Raw genomic sequence first — 19,180 nt, 5'->3', positions numbered from 1 at the left:
TTTAACAACACCCTTTTGAAGATTCGTAATACCTATTAATATATTCGTCTAGAGATATGCTATCATTTGCAACCAACTCTTTTTCTGCAACTTCAGACTGAGAAACTTGACTTTGTAGTTCAGACTCAACATCTGCTGATAGTGCATAGCCTCTAAACTCTTCAGATGCTTTTTGAGACACCTTTAACGCAAAATTTTTATATCCTTGCTCCTCTGCAATCTTAACTATTTTAGAAGATGGTGTTTTATTAATATCCAAAATCTTTTGCTTTTCTAGATATACTGCTTCAAGATACTCAGATGACATCTTTTCTGCTGTTGCTTCAATCTTATCAAACAACTCTAATGCATAATCCTTTAGTAAGACTTCTCTAGCATCATCTAGTTTTTTTAGCTTAAGCTGTGGATTACGACCCTGTATTGCCACAGCAGTCAAATTTTGCTTAGCCTGCTTGATTTGTTCTTTACTATATCTTACTGCGCCTTCCTCCAAACAAGTCATCAACATTGCTTCAACGAAAAGAGCTGTATTTTTACTTATTCCAACTGGAGTAAAAAGGTCAACATCAAGAACTCTAACCTCAATATACTCTACACCTCGGTTATATAATGCACATGCAGGTCTTTCACACCTTTTAGCTATCTGCTTAGGTCTAATCGCACTGTAGTACTCATTTTCTATCTGTAAAATACTCTCGTTTAATTGCACTCTTTGACCTTCAGCATCATATAAACCCAAATTTCTATAATCATCAAAAATATCATCAGTCGCATGTATCAAATCTTTAACATAAGATTTAACGTCATTATATGATATAGCCAGATCCTTTTGTGCTGGACTCGTATAACCAAGATCGCTCATTCTCAAGCTTGTAGCATATTTGCCAACAAAAAACTCATCATCTAAATCTGACAAGTAGTCAGGCTTATTTTTAACAGAAGTCTTAGCACATATTGGACTAGCTCCAAATAGATATGGTAATAACCACATAAATTCAAAATATTTATTAAGAACATCAAAATAAACATCAGAAACTGAACTTTGCTTATCACTAGCAATATTTTCTATCAGCTTTCTATCAAAAGAGAAATTATAGTGTATGCCTGAGATTATTTGCATAATCTTACCATATCGAACAGACAATCCCTTGCGATAAACTCTCTTCATCTGTCCAGAGTTCGAACTACCAAAATCAGCCTCTTCTATTTCACTTTCATCAGCTGAAAGAGGCATACTAGTATTAAGTATAATCTCATTATCTGCCATATTCGCTAATGTGAAAGCTGAAAGATCATATAGCTCACAAAAAGTACTTTCTATACTCTCATGAGGTCTAGTAATCAACTCAAGAAGATTCTCCGAAAAATCAACAGTTATACTACTATTAGTTAGTTTATGCCCAAGAGCATACGGGTGGCACGAATCAGCAAGCACTCCATTACAAGTGATTCTCAAAGTTTCTCTTTCTATTCCCCTAAGATTATTTATTTTTTTGAAATCGTACATTTTTATCCTAAATAAATTTGTCCTGATAGCTTGATAAAACTATTACTGTTTTAAATCTTTCAAAGATCTAAAACCTCCCAGTACTATCATAACTACAGAATAAGCAATTATACCACTAGACACTATTAGAGCTATACTTTTGAGTCTATCAAACATTGATAAAGTAATCCAATAACTATCACTTAGATTAAATGATTTTAATACTAAAACCATACATATACTAGCAATTGTTATCCTAATAATTGTCATCAAATCTAAATAACTATCAACAAATAATCTAATATTAAAATCACAAAGCACCCACATCTGAATAACCAAATTGATTAATGCAACAGAGGAACTTACCAACGCTAAATACAAAAATGCATGATCATCTTTTGCAAACAAATTCACAACTAGCATATCAGCAACTATAGTAATTATTAGACATATTAAACTAATATAAAAAACTATTGAGGTTTTATTCTGTATGTAAAGTGCTGAAACAACTACTCTGACGATTACAAAACAAAACAATGATACTAAGTAACCAAGCAAAGCCAGATAAGTAAAATCGATATCCTGCAAATTAAACTTACCATAGAAAAATAGTGAAATAACGATAGGCTTAGCCAATATAAATAGACCTATAACGGCAGGAACTGTTATTATTAAAGTAAACCTTATAATAAAGCTTAATGTCTGGAAAAATTTCTGCTGGTTTCTCTTATAGTTAATCAGGTACGGAATCATAACCGTTGCTATAGCTGTCCCAAAAACCCCATATAAGAATTGATTAACTCTATCTGCATAATATAGCCACGCCAAGCTTCCAGATAGCAAAAAAGATGCAAAAAATGTTTCTATCAATCCATTTATTTGTAATATTGCTGTTCCGAAAAATGCTGAAGGAAGTTTTTTTAAGAATGTTCTTGACCTGAGATCCTTAACCAAAAACACATCTTGATTAAGCTTAACCTTACCCATTAATCTTTTAAGACTATATCCCCCAATGAAAACTTGGATAATCCCTGCTAAGAGAACCGCATAAGCAACACTAAAGATAGGAACATTAAACATTGGTGAGATAATTATACCCACTATCATTAAAATATTTAGTACAATTGGTAGGATTGACGATATTAGATATTTACTATAACTATTTAAGATAGCCGATATCACTCCCATAATCCCATTGAACAACAAGTACGGGATCATGATCACAAACATGCTTTTGACTAAGCTCAAAACACTTCTATCATCAACTAGGCCATATGCATATATTTCCACCCAAACATTACTAAAGACTATTACTACAATAGTCAAAACCAATAACAATAAAGCTATGAAATAAAGTACAGTTATAATAAACTTCCTGTTTCTATCATTAGTATTACCATTTAAATATGGATTAATTATTTGTGTCAAAACACCAGATGACGTAACCTTGCGCATGAATTCAGGAAACCTAAAAGCTACCAAAAACGCTTGTAAAGCTGATCCACTACCAAAAAAACTAGCTAATAATAAGTCTCTAACAAAACCTAATAATTTCGATAAAAATAAGAATACAGATACAATTAAACTATTTGAGAAGAACTTTTTCATTTTCTCAAGTCACAGAGATACTCATTAAGATTAATTTGACTCTACTTGTGTTTTTTCGCTAACTTGTTGCTGAACTGCAGAAGATTCTTGCTTTTGTCCTTCTTGTTTAGACTGAACATTTGGATTCCAATATACCTCTAAACTCTCCTGCTCTTTAACAGCTAATTCTTTCTCTTCTGCTGTAAGCTTTATTTTAGCTAGCTCCTGCTCAGCTTTCTTTAATCCGCTCTTATCAGAAAGATTTGGCATACAGTACTGATTAAACTGACGCCAAAAACCTAGTAGTGGATTATTATATAACTGAATAGCCTCTGATAGATATGCATACTTAGCAACTTTATTGTCAGTCAATGATGCCATAATAGCAAATGCTGGTGCATATGGCTGTGTTATAGCTTCACGTGCATACTTATACGCTCGTTGCTTATCACCTTTAGCGATAAGTGCCTCTGCCATCCCAGCATGTTTAAACGCATGCTTACCTTGAGTAATATTTTTATACTCTGCATAATAAGCCTCTGCTAGGCCAACCTCTATTTCGGATGAATGATCTAAATTATATGCCTTCTGATACCACTTAATAGCATAGTTAGGGTTTTTAGGTAATCCACCAGTTCCATTTAAATAAGCATCTGCAATAAAAGCTCTACCCAAAGACATACAGTATGGATACTCTTGGATAAATTTTTGCTGATTGTTAATTAAATAAGCTCCTCTAGCTTCTAAACTACCATTAGCTATAGCAAGCTTATACCACTTATAAGCCTTAGCAACATTCATACCTGGTACTTTATCATTTCTTACATATAAGTTACCTAGCTGATTTTGTGCAATATCATAGCCCAAATTCGCAGCCTTGGTTATATATTCAATCCCTTTAGGTTGATCAACCTCAATACCATCTGCTCCAAAGAAATATAACTCACCAATCAAATATACCAAATATGAATAAGACCTAACTCCTTCAGGATCAGTTGGGGCACCATTTTTCTCATAGAAATCAGCAGCCCAAAGAGCATAATCTAAAGCATTTTTATCACTCATATCAAGTTGAACATTTGCTTCTGCCAAAAGCCCTGCAGCTCTAGCATCAGTTTTAAGATATGGCTTACATGACTCTAAGACTCTTTCATACTCTTGATCAACACCATCTTTATAACACTCTTTTAAAGTTGCGTATGATGAACCAAAGAACATAACTGATAAAAAGGTGATTATAAACCTAACTTTCATCCTTCTCTCCCACAGACAAATAATATAAATACAAAATATTTTTAACAGTATAATATACTTTCATACCATATTTATAGAGATTTTTAACAAAAATTTATTTGCCTACCATTAGGTAAATATTTTATATATATATCAGTACTGTTTTTTGGCAGGAACCCTTTACCTTTTTCTGGCCACTCAACAAAACAGATTGAATCATTATTGAAATAGTCTCTAACACCTATCCATTCAAGTTCTTCAGGGTCTGCCAACCTGTACAAGTCAAAATGATAAATATTAAAATTATCAAACTCATAACTCTCAACCAACGTATAAGTTGGACTTTTAACATTACCTTTATAGCCCAAAGACTTAAGCACTCCTTTTACAAAAGTAGTTTTGCCAACACCCAAGTCCCCATGTAAATATATAATCTGACCTGCTTGAAGTTTTTTAGCATACTCTTGAGTAAACTCAAATATCTGCTTTTCACTTTTCACTATTATGCTTTTCATACTGCTTTATAAACTCTCCAGCTAATACAAATGATCCAAAAACAACTGTTACCGTATCTTTTTTTGACAAATATATACTACCTAGGTCTGTGTTAAAATCAACTCGCACAATTTTTTGTGATTCAAACTCTTGCTTTATTTTGTCTAAATCAGCCGCTCGACCATCTAAATATTTAAGATCCACAATATCCCATTTATATATACGGCCTCTTGCTATATTTAATATCTCATGTAGATCCTTACTTGCTAAAATCCCAAATACCGCCTCATACCTAACATTATTATTGCCAAATTTTGCATCTAAAAGCTCAAATAGGTGCCTCACAGAAGCTGGATTATGTGCAACATCAACAACAACATAACTATTATTGAAACTATTATTTTTTAATATTGAAAATCTTGCTTTAGCTCTTATCTCTTCTAAATTTGGAATATAAGATATCAACAACTTATTAAAAAGATAATTAGCTATAGTTACGGCAATATTATAACTATGTATAAAGCACTCGCTAGAACTATACTCATGATTTTCTTCATAAATTATTGCACCACAAGCTTCTGCATATTTATAAACACTATCAGGCATTTTTGTTCCCAAGAACAAAGGTACTCCTGCCCTAGCTATACCAGCCTTTTCATGTCCAATTTTATCTAACGTATCACCAAGAACTTCACAGTGATCAAAATCAATATTAGTAATAGCTGTAATGTCAGCATCTATTATATTTGCTGCATCTAAACGACCACCTATACCGACTTCTAAAATCAGATAATCAATAGCAACCTTCTGAGAATACATACAAGCACACAAAAAAGCTATTTGATAATAAGATAGTCGATATTCAGGAGTTATCTCACCTAATCTTTCTAATAGCTCTAATAAAACATTATCTGGAATCGATTGTTTATTTAGAGATATTCTTTCATTAAATTTAAAGACATGCGGAGATGTATGACTTAACACCTGCTTGTTATTCGACACCAATAGCTCTTCTAACATAGCTACTGTAGTACCTTTACCATTTGTCCCCGCAATTGTTATTACTTTAAACTTTTTGGTAAAGTTAAATCTATCAAGAATAAGTAACAGATCTAAAAGATCACAGTTACGAGCATCTGGCTTAGCCATTATTTTAGCTATTTTCACTTCAATGCTCATTTTTAATTTAGGACTATACTTGCTGTTCAGATTTATATTCTAGAGATTGAGAATGATTAATTTTAGTCAAATTAGGCATAAGCTTATCTATTAACTTTGCAACTTCTTCTCTTAAGTTTCTACGATCAACGATCATATCTACCATGCCTTTCTCTACCAAAAACTCACTTCTTTGGAATCCTTCAGGTAATTTTTCTCTTACTGTTTGTTCAATTACTCTAGGTCCAGCAAAACCTATCAGAGCTTTTGGCTCAGCAAGATGCACATCACCAAGCATAGCTAGAGATGCAGATACACCACCTGTAGTAGGATCTGTCAGTACAACTAAGTACGGTAGCTTAGCTTCTGCCAACTTTTGTAAAGCAGCACTAGTTTTCGCCATTTGCATTAATGAGAATAATGATTCTTGCATTCTAGCTCCACCACTTGCTGTGAAGCATACAAAAGGAACTTTTTTCTCGATAGCAAGCTTAACACCTCTAGTAAATTTTTCACCTACAACAGAACCCATAGAACCACCTAAGAACATAAAGTTAAATGCTGCAGCAACTACTGGGAATCCTTTTACAGTTCCTTCCATCACTACCAATGCATCTTGTTCTTCAGTTTTTTTCTGTGCTTGAGAAAGTCTATCTTTATAAGACTTAGTATCTTTGAACTTAAGCATATCCACAGGAGATATATTAGCAAAATGCTCTTTTGTACTCTCTCTATCGAAGAATAAGTTTAGTCTGTGTCTAGCAGATATTCTGTAATGATAATTACAGTTTGGACACACTGACTTATTATTGTGTAACTCTTCAGAGTACAACGTTACTCCACAGCTTGGACACTGACTCCAAACTCCTGTAGGCATATCTTTTTTCTGTGCTTCTAAACCAAGACTTCTACCAATTACTCTAGTTAACCAACTCATTATCAATCTCCTCCTAGGTATTATTCGATATAGACCGGCTTAGCCAACAATCTCTATATCACTAAAGAAATACTTAATTTCTTGTGCTGCTGTTTCTGGAGCATCTGAACCGTGCACAGCATTAGCATCAATACTATCAGCAAAATCAGCTCTAATTGTTCCAGCATCTGCTTCTTTAGGGTTTGTAGCACCCATCAACTCACGATTTTTAGCTATCGCATTTTCACCTTCTAATACCTGTATCATCACAGGACCTGAAATCATAAACTCTACAAGAGCGCTAAAAAACGGTCTATCTTTATGCACCGCATAGAAGCCTTCGGCCTCTGTTTTTGACAAATGTTTCATTTTAGCTGCAACAACTTTCAAACCAGACTTCTCAAAACGTCTGTAAATTTCTCCGATTATATTCTTTTCTACAGCATCAGGTTTAATAATAGATAAAGTTCTTTGATTACTCATATAATTAATTCTCCAATTCTTAGTTAATTCAGATTATATCACTTTTATTGACAAAATTTCAAAACTAGGGATTATTTATTAGATTTTTCGACAGCTGCTTGAATGTATGATTCAAATAATTTATGCCCATATCTAGGAGTAGATGTAAATTCTGGATGAGCTTGGCAAGCTATAAACCATTTGTGTTCAGAAATTTCTATTAGCTCCATTAACTTATCATCTTCAGATCTTCCTGAGAAAATCAGACCCGCACTTTCTAAACGATCAACATAATTATTATTTACTTCATATCTATGACGGTGTCTTTCAATTACCTCATCTGCCTGATAAATTTCTCTAGCACGAGAGCCTGCTTTTAACACACATTTATACCCACCTAGACGCATTGTACCACCTAGATCCGACTCATGAGTTCTTTGGTGTATAGTACCATCCTCTGCTTGCCACTCTGTTATTAAACCTATAACTGGATTAGAGGTTGATGGATCTAATTCACTTGAATGCGCATCTTGTATACCCAATACATTTCTAGCATACTCCACAACTGCTAACTGCATCCCCAAACAAATACCCAAAAAAGGAATTTGATTTTCTCGAGCATACCTAATAGAGACTATTTTACCCTCAACACCTCTGCTACCGAAGCCACCAGGTACTAAAATAGCATCAGCATCGTTAAAGAATGACTCTACATTAGTATCATTAACCTCTTCAGAGTCAACAAATTTTATTTTCACTTTAACACCTCTTTTATAACCTGCATTATAAAGGGCTTCGTTAAGAGACTTATATGCTTCTGTAAGAGATACATACTTACCTACCATTGCGACAGTTACTTCACCTTTGACATTTCTAATGGTACTTACAACATTTTGCCACTCAGATAGATCTGCTTCTTTTGTGTTAAGGTTTAATAGTTCAACCAACTTAGCATCAAAACCTTGATGATTATATTTAAGTGGCACTTCATAAATAGTATCAACATCTTCAGCTGTGAATATACAATCTTGATCAACATTCGTGAAAAGAGCAATTTTACGCTTCTCACTTTCATCAAACTTTTTCTCACAGCGACAAACTAACATATCAGCCTGAATTCCAATCCCTCGTAATTCTTTAACTGAATGCTGCGTTGGCTTTGTCTTCAACTCTCCAGCTACTTTTATATATGGGAGCAGAGTCAGATGTACAAATAATGTCCTATTTCTACCAAGCTCAATTCTTAGCTGCCGTATTGCTTCTAAAAATGGCTGAGACTCTATATCACCAACAGTTCCACCAATTTCAACAATTGCCACATCGACATCCTCAGCAATCCCTTCACATACTCGTCTTTTTATTTCATCTGTGATGTGAGGTATTACTTGTATAGTAGCACCGAGATAGTCGCCCTTACGCTCCCTTCTTAAAACACTTTGGTAAACCTTACCAGTTGTAAAGTTGCTTGCTTGAGTCATTTTATTACGAATAAAACGCTCATAGTGACCTAAATCAAGATCAGTCTCTGCCCCATCTTCAGTTACAAAAACTTCACCATGCTGTAATGGGCTCATTGTCCCTGGATCAACATTTATATATGGGTCGAGCTTCATCATAGTTACATTTAAGCCACGACTTTCTAAAAGAGTAGCTAAAGAAGCTGCCGTTACACCTTTACCCAACGACGATACAACGCCACCTGTTACAAAAATAATTTTAGTATTTGGATTCATTTGAACACATGAAAATATAAAAAATCATGGAACATAATAATAACATTTTTAAGGGCATGTTGCTATTTGAAAATATGACAATCTTCGTTAATTTTTGTATCCTTTTTTTATCAAATGCTGATAATCTAAATAAATACTCATAATAAAATTATTCCATAGATGAGAAGTCAAAAAAAAATACAAATGCCTGATACTTTAGTTATACTATTCTGTATCGCGATCCTCGTAGCTATCACAAGCTATTTCATACCTGTTGGTAAATTTGATGTAAAAAAAATCCAATACTCTTCAGATGGCCAAACATATTCTAGAAATGTATTAGTTGCTGATAGCTTTCAATATAAGTTAGATTCTCAAGGAAATCCAGAAACATCCCCTGTCAAAGTCTTTGCAGCCGAAAATAATCAAAATCGAGGTTTTACTAATTTTATATACAATGGTATAACTTCAGGCTCAAAAGATGGTGGTGCTGTTGCAATTATAGCTTTCTTATTAATTATAGGAGGCTCTTTCGGAGTTCTTCTTAAAACAAAAGTTATTGATCAATCAATTCTCAGAGTAGTAAATAAATTCCAAAATAACAAAATCATTCTACTACCCGTTTTATGTTTTATTTTTTCTTTAGGTGGCGCTGTATTTGGTATGGGAGAGGAAACGATTCCTTTTATAATGTTGCTTGTGCCAATTTTTGTACTTATTGGGTTTGACGCTCTAACTTGCACTGTGGTTATCTACTTAGCAACTCAAATTGGGTTTGCAACTTCTTGGATGAACCCTTTCTCAGTTAGTATTGCTCAAGGAATTGCAGAAATTCCAATATTATCAGGTAGCCTTTTTAGGATTATTATGTGGTTTATATTTACTCTATCTATAAGTATTTTTGCAATGATCTATGCACTAAAAATACAAAAGAAACCTCAATCCTCACCTATGTATATTTATGATAATTTCTATAGAAACTCTGATGAACATAGCTTAGAACAAACACAAAAAATGTGTATTTACTCATGGTTAATACTCTTGAGTTTAATCGCTACAATAATATGGCTAGTGTATGGCGTAGTAGAACTAGGCTATTATATCCCCGAAATTGCGACACTTTTTACAATACTAGGATTATTAACTGGACTGTTTGCTATAGTTGGTAAAGTAAATGGCATGAACTTAAGCATTGCTATTGATGCTTTCAAAAATGGTGCCAAAGATCTTTTACCTGTTTGTTTAATCATTGGTTTTGCTTATGGTCTGATATATCTTATGGGAGGCTCTAATCCCCAAGATTACACTATGCTAAACACCATATTACACTATGCTTCAGAAGCCATCTCAGGCACCAATGAATATGTATCTGCTATAGGGATGTTTTTATTCCAATCGATATTTAATTTCTTTGTCACATCTGGCTCAGGTCAAGCAGCTCTTACCATGCCAATTATGTCACCATTAGCAGACCTAACGGGTCTAAGTAGGCAAATTGCTGTCTTAGCATTCCAACTCGGTGATGGCTGGACACATTGCTTAATGCCTACATCAGCCACACTTATGGCTGTGCTTGGTGTTGCAAGAATACCTTATGGGTTATGGCTAAAATTCATCTTTAAATTCTATCTATATCTAATGACTTTAAGCTCTATCATGATAATTATAGCTGTGTACATAGGATATAAATAAAATCTCAGCCATGTAAATATTTATTCACATTATACGCAATAAAATCCTTGATATCGAATATTAATTTGATAATATGAATAAATATTCAAATAAACAACTGGTAGTAAAAATGTCAATCTCATATCAAAAAGTCGCAAGTCATGAAGCAAAAAAAGGTGATTTCAAACGTTGTCTTCTACTATACTCAGGTGGACTTGATACATCAGTTATGCTCAAGTGGATTCAAGAAGAATATGATGTTGAAGTTGTTGCCTTAACAATAGATATTGGTCAAGTTGCTGATAATCTAGAACAAATAAAACAAAAAGCTATCAGCTTAGGTGCTATAGATGCTGTGGTGTATGATGCCAAAAATCGTTTTGCAGATGAGGTTATAAGCAATGCTATTAAAGCAAATGCCGATTATCAAGGTGGCTATGCTCTTTCAACACCTCTTGGCAGAGTTATTATTTCAGAGATAGCTGTTGAAGTAGCTAAGAAATATGATTGTCAAGTGGTTGCTCATGGCTGTACAGGCAAAGGCAATGATCAAGTTCGTTTTGAAAGCTATCTAACAACATTAGATGAAAATATAAAAACAATTGCTCCTGTTAGAGAATGGGGAATGGGTAGAGAGCAAGAATTAGAATACGCTGAAAAACATGGTATTCCAGTTAAACAACAAAAAGACAAGCCATACTCATATGATGAAAATATGTGGGGTAATACCGCAGAAGGTGGCGAAATAGAACATTCAAATTTAATTGCTCCTAAAGAGGCAATTTTACAATGGTGTAAGACTCCCGAAAATGCTCTTGATAAACCACAAAATATTACCTTAGAGTTTGTCAAAGGTATACCAACCAAGCTAGATGGAAAAGCTATGCCTTTAGCAGAACTAATAATGCAATCTAATAAAATAGGTGGCGAACATGGTGTTGGGGTATTTAACCTTATTGAAGATAGATTGATTGGTCTAAAAGTTAGAGGTATTTATGAAAACCCAGGTGCTAGCATTATAATAGCTGCTCACAAAAAGCTTGAGCAACTTGTTTCTACCCGTCAGGAAAATGAGCTAAAAACATTTATGGACAACAAATGGGCTTACCTTGCTTATGCTGCTGAATGGTATAACCCTGTTATGAATAATATCCTTGCATTTATCGAAGAGCAAAATAAAAAAGTAACAGGAAAAGTGACTGTATCTTTATATAAAGGTAATATAGAAGTAGTAGCAGTCGAATCACCATTTTCTATGCTAAAACCTGAGTTAGCAACTTTTGAAGCTGGTGGCGATTTATTTAATCATAATGCTTCTGCCGGATTTATAGAACTTCATAGCTTAGCTCAACGTACAGCATATTCAATAATGAAAAATAAGAAGTAATATTATGAGCAAAAAACTTTGGCAAACTGAAACAGATAAGCTCTTACCTATAGTTGAAAAATATACTGTAGGTCAGGACTATATACTTGATCAGAAACTATTAAAATACGATCTACAAGCTAGTTTAGCTCATGCAAAAATGCTTTATAAGATGAAAGTCATTACTAAAGATGAACTTAATCTTCTCAAAAAAGGATTACAAGAAATACAAGAGCTCCTATCTAACAATGAATTTAGAATAACTCAAGATCAAGAAGATGGTCATACTGCAATTGAACAGTATTTATGTACGCATTATGGTGAAGTTGGCAAAAAGATACACACAGGTAGAAGTAGAAATGATCAGTCATTAGTGATGCTACGTCTTTTCATGATAGATAAGATTCAATTCTTAGAAAAAACTATTCAAGAGAATATCTACACTCTTCGCTCTAAAGCTAGTAAATTCAAAAACATACCCATGCCTGGCTATACGCACATGCAAAAAGCAATGCCAACTACGGTTGCAACTTGGTTAGGTTCTTTTGCTGATGCACTAGCAGACACTCTGTTATTAATATCAGCTACTAGCAAAGTTATTAACCAAAACCCCCTAGGATCTGCATCAGGATTTGGTATCAGCAACTTCAAACATGATAAAGAATATACCACCGAACTACTTGGCTTTAATAGAACACAAGACAACCCTATTTATTGTGCGTTCTCTAGAGGATATTTTGAAAAACTGACGCTACAAACATTCTCAAACCCTATAAGCATCTACTCAAGATTTGCTAATGATATGATGTTATTTACAATGGCAGAATTTGATTACTTTAGTCTAAGCAACTCATATACGACAGGGTCATCAATTATGCCTCAAAAACGTAATTATGATTTATTTGAAATCATGAGAGGCAATGCAAAACTGTATCAAGGTTACCTCCAACAACTCACGTCTATAATTGATAGTGTCCCTAGTGGTTATAATCGTGACTACCAACTAACAAAACTACCATTCTTTGAAGCTATAACTCTAATCGAAGATACCGCTTTATTATTTAACTCAACAATCAAGGATTTGAATGTTCATATAGATAAGCTAGAGCAAGCAATGACCCCTGACTTGTATGCTACCGAAGAAGTATATAAATTAGTAGAACAAGGCCTGTCTTTCCGTGATGCTTATGTAGCTATCAAACTTAAACTAAATAAATAATTCTAGTATTTTTGCAAAAAATAGGTATATTCTTCTGAAAAGCTTATAATTTCGATATCTCAATATCGTTAAAATAACGAAGGCTGAAATAAGACAGTGGTTAGTTTATATAAGGGAAATTTATGGATAAATCTGATATTTATAACGATCTAAGACAGCTCATTCTTAGCAAAGAATTTTCTTCTCAGAACGATATCTGTGATACTTTGGAGCGCCTAGGCTATAGTGCTAGCCAGTCAAAAGTTAATAGAATGCTCAAAAAAATCGGTGCCGTTAAAGTCAAAAATGAGAAAAGTACTCTAGTATATAAAATACCCAATGAGCCAGCTCCTCCAATAATGACTGATAATATTTCATCTTTAGTTATCAAGATTGATGCAAATGAAGCTATTGTTATAATCGATACTGCACCAGGTGCTGCACAATTAGTAGCAAGGACTTTAGACTATAATAAAAATAGCTTTGAAATAATTGGTATAGTAGCCGGTGATGACACAATTTTTGTTGCTCCATCATCAATCAAAAATATTAAAAAATTAAAAACGAACATAGAAAACTTTTTATTTTCAAAGATTTAGATTTTTTATTATACTCACAGCTTCTAAAATAGTTTCTTCGCCTATAGTCAATGGTGGTAGAAGTCGAATAGTATTATTTCTAGTTTTTACAGCAAGTATTCCTAGATTTAAAAGTTCTTGATAAAAACTCTCAAAATATTGCGGATATATTTGCAAAGCAATAAATAAACCTTTTGCTCTTATTTCTTGGATATATTTAGAATTTATTTTTTTTAACTGATCTACAAATAAGCTTCCTAAAGCTTCAGCTCTCTCAGCTAAAGATTCTTCATCCAAAATACTAAGAGCCTTATACGCTATAGCAGAAGCCAATGGATTTCCTCCAAAAGTACTACCATGATCACCAGGGTGTAACACTTCCATAAGATCTTCTTTGCCTAGAAACAGTGAAATAGGTAATACTCCTCCTCCCAAAGATTTCCCCAATGTCATCCCATCAGGATCTAAACCATAATGCTCTTTAGCAAAATTTTTGCCAGTACGTCCCATACCTGTTTGTATCTCATCTAGAATAAACAACACATTATTCTTTTTGCAAATTTCTTGGCACTTATACAAATACTCCTCATTTGGAATAATCACTCCCCCCTCACCTTGGATAGGCTCAATAATTATTGCTGCTGTATTTTTTGTAATAGCTTTTTCAAGAGCATCTAAATCATTATAAGGTATTGAGATAAAACCTTGAGGCATAGGACCAAACTTATCTTTATAAGCATGATTCGATGATGTACCTATTGCCGTTATTGTTCTACCATGAAAGCTATTATCAAAAGTTATTATCTCTACCAAACCATCTGGAATCTGCTTTTTTACATATCCCCACTTTCTTGCTACTTTTATTGCCGTTTCTATAGCTTCAGCACCACTATTCATAACTATAGCCTTATCCATATTTGTTAGCTCACAAGCTTTCTTTAATAAATTTGCCAAAGGCTCATTGTGAAAAAGTCTTGGCACAACTGAAATTTTATTCACTTGCTCAAACAGAGCTGACAAAATTTTAGGGTTATTATGTCCAAAATTTACAGATGAAATACCTGTTGCCATATCAATATATTTTTTACCCAAACCATCATATATGTAAGCATTTTCCCCTTTGACTATATTTATAGGCATGACTGCTACTATATTTGCACCATACTGCTTTGTAATATCAACAACTGTTTCCATAACTTTCTCCCTCACATCAAATGAATAAATAAACACAAACTAATCTTTATTTTAGATTTTTATTCTTTTTTGGTAAATAATTATTCACAGCAAGTTTTTAAAATGTTACAGTGTTCATCAAGTATTATGAGTTGTGAGCAAATAATGATTTCGAAAATATGCATAGCTGGAATAAATGGTTACACAGGCCAGCTTCTTAAAGAATTAATAAGTAAACACCCAAGTTTTGAATTAGCTGGGAGCTTAGGAATATCTAAGCAAGAAAATAAAGAATACACATATTCTTTGGATGAATTAAGTGCTGAAAACTTCGACGTGGATTTTTTATTATTAGCTACACCAGCAGAGATTTCTATAAAGATACTACAAAAACTCTATGAGAAGAATATAAAAACAAAGGTCTTAGACTTAAGTGGCGCTTTTAGACTAGATAAAGGTTTATTAGCATCTTGGTATGGATTATCTCACTCTATTGAAGGCATAGAACAAGGTGCCAAATATGGACTTTCTCCATATGTTAAATTTACTCAGCAAGATACGATAATAGCGAACCCTGGATGCTATGCCACATGCGCATTATTATCACTACTTCCCCTACTAAAGCATAATCTAATAAAATCCAACAATATAATTATAGATGCCAAATCAGGAGTCTCTGGAGCAGGAAAAAAACCAAGGCAAGATTTAATGTTCTCAGAGATGCTTAACAACTTTTTTCCATATAAGATTGGTAAACATCAACATATTCCTGAGATTCTAAAAGCTTTAGCAGAGTTTGATATTAAAGAAGATGAGCTTTATTTCAACACAAGTATGTTACCGGTTCATTCTGGAATTGCGATGACAATTTATGCTGATTTAAATTTAGAAACTACAACTTCAGAAGAGAATATTAGAGGTTTAGTTAGCGATGCTTATAACAAAGAATATGCTGACTATCCTTTATTTAAATTCATTGATATAGCAGCAGAGACAGATAGTACAGAAGTATCATCATTTCTGTCAATTAAAAGTATCGTTGGAACACCTAACACTCATTTAGGATTTTCGATTAAAAATAATAAAATCATAATTTTTTCTTTTATCGATAACTTACTAAAAGGCGCTGTTACTCAAGCGATTGAGAATTTAAACAGCTATTACGGGCTTCCTATAACCACAGGATTATAAAAAAGGAGATAGACATGGAGAGCTTATTTAGAACAAAATTACCAAAAGGATTTTTAGCAGGTGGTGTAAACTGTGGTGTTAGGCTCTATCGTCCAGATCTAGGAGTTATAATTTCAGAAGAAAACTGTAAAGCTGTAGGAGTTTTTACGAAAAACAAATACAAAGCTGCACCAGTTAAATATTGCATGAATTTATTACCTGCAGACAATATCAAAACAATTATTACAAATAGTGGTCAAGCTAATGCTGCTACAGGAGAAATAGACGATAAACACAACCAGCAGGTAGTTGATAGTTTAGCAACAGAATTAAACTGCTCATCAGAGCAAGTTTTGATCGCCTCTACGGGTGTTATTGGTCAGCAAATGTCTATTGATAAAATAACATCTGCGATACCAAAATTAGTAAATAGCGTATCAAATATTGCCGATAAATTTGCGATCTCAATACTAACTACAGATTTACTACCTAAATCAGTTTATAAAAAAATACAGCTATCCACAGGAGAAATAACAATTACTGGGATTTGCAAAGGTTCTGGAATGATAAATCCAAATATGGCGACAATGCTTGGATATTTTCTAACAGATGCTGATATAGATATTCATTTAGCTCAAGAAATCCTTAAAGAGTCAAGCAACAACAGTTTCAATATGATTTCCGTAGATGGTGATATGTCTACAAATGATTGTGTATTTATGCTGGCAAATGGTGCAAGTGATGTAAAAGTTTCTTCTGATGAAGACGTAAATATATTCAAAGAAGCATTACATGAAATAGCTGTGATTTTAGCTAAAAGCATTGCTCGTGATGGCGAAGGGGCAACCAAGCTTATCGAAGCAAAAGTTACTGGTCTAAATGATATAGCCCTTTCCAAAGAGTTAGCAAAGAAAATAATATCTAGCTCTTTAGTTAAAACAGCGATATATGGAGAATCTCCTAACTGGGGAAGAGTTTTAGCAAAAATTGGTGAAGTTGATATAGATGAGCAGACTCTAGAAAGTTGCCAAATATTTATGCAAGGACAAAAGATCTTCACTAATGGTTTACCTGTTTTAGATGATTTAACAAGTCTTAAAAATGCCATGAAAGAAGATACTGTAACTATTGATGTTACATTTTCTCAAGGAAACGAACAGGCAATAGCATGGGGCTGTGACCTAACTCAGCAATATGTAAATATAAATGCGGATTATTTATCATGAAAGAATTAGCAAATAAAAGAATCTTAATAAAACTAGGTGGCTCAGTACTTGAAGATGAAAAAGTGATGAAAAACCTATGTATTGATATAAAAAACCTAAAAGAAGCTGGGGCAGAAATAATCATTGTCCACGGTGGTGGTAAATTTATAACCAAGTGTCTAGAAAAGCACAATGTTCAAACAAAATTTCTAGATGGTTTAAGAGTTACTCCAAAAGAACATATGGAGATAATTCAAATGGCTCTATACAGAGTTAACAAAAAGCTCTCGCAAGTGTTTAGTAGTATCAATTTAGATGGTATTAGCATATCTGGTGAGGATAGTAACTTAATTACTTGTAGCCTAATCGATAAAGATAAATATGGTTATGTTGGTTTAGTCAAAGATGTTGATCCTACAGTTATTCTAAAATCTCTACCTCAAGGGGTAATACCTATAGTTGCAACGATTTGTCTTACTGATAAATTTGAGTCAGTAAATGTCAATGCAGATAATGTTGCATCAGAGCTTGCTATTATTTGTGATGTCGATGAGCTTATCTATATAACTGATCAAAATGGTGTACTTGATAATAATGGTAATTTAATCAAAAGTCTTTCAGTGAAAGATATTTCAAAACTAATTGAAAGTAAAACAGCTATTGGTGGAATGAGTATCAAGCTTGACTCAATAAAAAACTTTTTAAATTGCTCAAAAAAAACCATAAGCATACTAAATGGTAATCAAGAAAAAATTTTAACAAAAAAAATATTATTTAATGCAGAAGAACTAGGAACAACTTGTGTATTTGGAGGAGGAATATGAAAAACTTATCTTTTAATCATCTACTTTCTGGGGCAGAAATAACAACTAAGGATTTTGAAAATATAATGCAAATAGCCCAGGATATGAAAATTAATCCTCAAAAATATAACAATGCCTTAAAAGATAAGATAATTGCGCTGATTTTTGATAAACCATCTCTTAGAACTCGTTTTAGTTTTTCTGCTGCTATTATCGAAATGGGTGGTAATCTAATCGAGAGCGTCTCTGCCTCTAGAAAAAATGAACAACCCAAAGATTTTATTAGAGTGATACAAAACTATTGTTCTGCTGTTGTGATTAGAACTTTCGCAGATAGCGATGTTGAAGAAATGGTTTCTTACTCTAAAGTTCCAATTATAAATGCTTTGACAGATTTATATCATCCTTGTCAAACATTAGCAGACTTACTAACATTAAAAGAAGTTTTTGGTAGTTTAGACTCCCTAAAAATAGCTTATATAGGTGATTCTAACAATATCTTATACAGTTTGTTATTATTAGCTAATACTATCGGCTTAGAGGTAAATTATGCATGTCCAGAAGGTCATAAACCAAATCAAAAGATTTTAGATCAACTTCAAGATCTAAGTATCGTTAAAGGTTTTGATGACCCTAAAGAAGCTGTCAGAGGATGTGACGCTGTATATACTGATGTCTGGTGTAGCATGGGTTTTGAACCAACAGCAGAAGATTCTTTTGCAGGATTCCAGGTAAATAAAGAACTAATGTCATATGCAAATGATAATGCTATCTTTATGCACTGTATGCCTATGGAAAGAGGCAAAGAAGTTAGCGAAGATCTCCCGGATGACAAATGTTCGGTTATTTTCCAACAAAGTTTAAATAGAAAATTTGTGCAAAAAGCTCTTTTATACATTTTGATGGGAGATTTAAAAACAAATTAAAGAATATATTTCTAGATAAGATAATTAAGAAAAAAGAATAG

General features: G+C 33.3%; 17 protein-coding genes. 8 read left to right on the top strand and 9 right to left on the bottom strand.

Going from position 1 to position 19,180, the window contains the following annotated elements; translation table 11 throughout:
• Position 1 precedes the first annotated feature (1 nt).
• From gshA to F3D59_RS01665, 8 genes are all read right to left on the bottom strand, one after another.
• Entirely contained in the window at positions 2-1,507 is a 1,506-nt protein-coding gene (gene gshA / locus F3D59_RS01700; RefSeq protein ID WP_150463549.1) for a glutamate--cysteine ligase, read from the bottom strand.
• 42 nt (positions 1,508-1,549) lie between these two features.
• Positions 1,550-3,094, bottom strand: a complete 1,545-nt coding sequence (murJ, locus tag F3D59_RS01695) for a murein biosynthesis integral membrane protein MurJ (protein WP_150463548.1) — start codon at positions 3,092-3,094, stop codon at positions 1,550-1,552.
• Between the two features lie 30 nt (positions 3,095-3,124).
• On the bottom strand, positions 3,125-4,327 hold the full coding sequence (locus F3D59_RS01690; protein WP_150463547.1) for a tetratricopeptide repeat protein: 1,203 nt from the start codon (positions 4,325-4,327) through the stop codon (positions 3,125-3,127).
• Between the two features lie 83 nt (positions 4,328-4,410).
• Positions 4,411-4,821, bottom strand: coding sequence for a tRNA (adenosine(37)-N6)-threonylcarbamoyltransferase complex ATPase subunit type 1 TsaE (tsaE, locus tag F3D59_RS01685; RefSeq protein WP_150463546.1), 411 nt, complete (start codon positions 4,819-4,821; stop codon positions 4,411-4,413).
• Positions 4,796-5,980 (bottom strand): bifunctional folylpolyglutamate synthase/dihydrofolate synthase, encoded by a 1,185-nt coding sequence (locus tag F3D59_RS01680; protein ID WP_150463545.1) that lies wholly within the window; start codon positions 5,978-5,980, stop codon positions 4,796-4,798. Before F3D59_RS01680 ends, tsaE begins: the two co-directional genes overlap by 26 nt.
• A 13-nt stretch (positions 5,981-5,993) precedes the next feature.
• Complete coding sequence (gene accD / locus F3D59_RS01675; RefSeq protein WP_146421746.1) at positions 5,994-6,896, bottom strand: acetyl-CoA carboxylase, carboxyltransferase subunit beta; 903 nt, start codon at positions 6,894-6,896, stop codon at positions 5,994-5,996.
• Between the two features lie 39 nt (positions 6,897-6,935).
• Complete coding sequence (gene ndk, locus F3D59_RS01670; RefSeq protein WP_146421745.1) at positions 6,936-7,358, bottom strand: nucleoside-diphosphate kinase; 423 nt, start codon at positions 7,356-7,358, stop codon at positions 6,936-6,938.
• A gap of 71 nt (positions 7,359-7,429) precedes the next feature.
• A complete protein-coding gene (locus tag F3D59_RS01665; RefSeq protein ID WP_013922054.1) occupies positions 7,430-9,070 on the bottom strand; it encodes a CTP synthase in 1,641 nt (546 codons plus the stop codon).
• Positions 9,071-9,229: 159 nt separating this feature from the next.
• On the opposite strand from F3D59_RS01665, the gene yfcC reads away from it, so the two are divergent.
• The 4 genes from yfcC (at position 9,230) to F3D59_RS01645 (ending at position 13,883) form a co-directional block, all read left to right on the top strand.
• The gene (yfcC, locus tag F3D59_RS01660) at positions 9,230-10,741 is read left to right on the top strand and encodes a putative basic amino acid antiporter YfcC (RefSeq protein ID WP_150463544.1); all 1,512 of its coding nucleotides are present in this window, start codon (positions 9,230-9,232) and stop codon (positions 10,739-10,741) included.
• Positions 10,742-10,814: 73 nt separating this feature from the next.
• Positions 10,815-12,107 carry an argininosuccinate synthase gene (locus F3D59_RS01655; RefSeq protein WP_224721125.1) on the top strand — a complete coding sequence of 431 codons (1,293 nt, stop codon included), beginning with the start codon at positions 10,815-10,817 and terminating at the stop codon, positions 12,105-12,107.
• Between the two features lie 4 nt (positions 12,108-12,111).
• Entirely contained in the window at positions 12,112-13,305 is a 1,194-nt protein-coding gene (argH, locus tag F3D59_RS01650) for an argininosuccinate lyase (protein ID WP_150463543.1), read from the top strand.
• Positions 13,306-13,427: 122 nt separating this feature from the next.
• A complete protein-coding gene (locus F3D59_RS01645) occupies positions 13,428-13,883 on the top strand; it encodes an arginine repressor ArgR (RefSeq protein ID WP_013922047.1) in 456 nt (151 codons plus the stop codon).
• On the opposite strand, the gene rocD is transcribed toward F3D59_RS01645, so the two are convergent.
• The gene (rocD, locus tag F3D59_RS01640; RefSeq protein WP_150463542.1) at positions 13,872-15,056 is read right to left on the bottom strand and encodes an ornithine--oxo-acid transaminase; all 1,185 of its coding nucleotides are present in this window, start codon (positions 15,054-15,056) and stop codon (positions 13,872-13,874) included. The two genes, F3D59_RS01645 and rocD, sit on opposite strands and share 12 nt — an antisense overlap.
• Positions 15,057-15,200: 144 nt before the next feature.
• Here rocD and argC point away from each other — a divergent pair, with 144 nt between their 5' ends.
• The 4 genes from argC to argF are packed head-to-tail and all read left to right on the top strand — an operon-like array spanning position 15,201 to position 19,139.
• On the top strand, positions 15,201-16,226 hold the full coding sequence (gene argC, locus F3D59_RS01635; protein ID WP_150463541.1) for an N-acetyl-gamma-glutamyl-phosphate reductase: 1,026 nt from the start codon (positions 15,201-15,203) through the stop codon (positions 16,224-16,226).
• Positions 16,227-16,240: 14 nt separating this feature from the next.
• On the top strand, positions 16,241-17,431 hold the full coding sequence (gene argJ / locus F3D59_RS01630) for a bifunctional glutamate N-acetyltransferase/amino-acid acetyltransferase ArgJ (RefSeq protein WP_150463540.1): 1,191 nt from the start codon (positions 16,241-16,243) through the stop codon (positions 17,429-17,431).
• Positions 17,428-18,234, top strand: coding sequence for an acetylglutamate kinase (argB, locus tag F3D59_RS01625; protein ID WP_150463539.1), 807 nt, complete (start codon positions 17,428-17,430; stop codon positions 18,232-18,234). The genes argJ and argB overlap by 4 nt, the downstream gene beginning before the upstream one ends.
• Complete coding sequence (gene argF, locus F3D59_RS01620; RefSeq protein WP_150463538.1) at positions 18,231-19,139, top strand: ornithine carbamoyltransferase; 909 nt, start codon at positions 18,231-18,233, stop codon at positions 19,137-19,139. Before argB ends, argF begins: the two co-directional genes overlap by 4 nt.
• The last annotated feature ends 41 nt before the right edge of the window (positions 19,140-19,180 follow it).

Source organism: Francisella sp. XLW-1, assembly GCF_008711455.1.
Classification (GTDB): domain Bacteria; phylum Pseudomonadota; class Gammaproteobacteria; order Francisellales; family Francisellaceae; genus Francisella; species Francisella salimarina.
The sequence above is the reverse complement of the archived record's forward strand: the minus strand, read 5'-3'. Positions and strand labels throughout refer to the sequence as shown.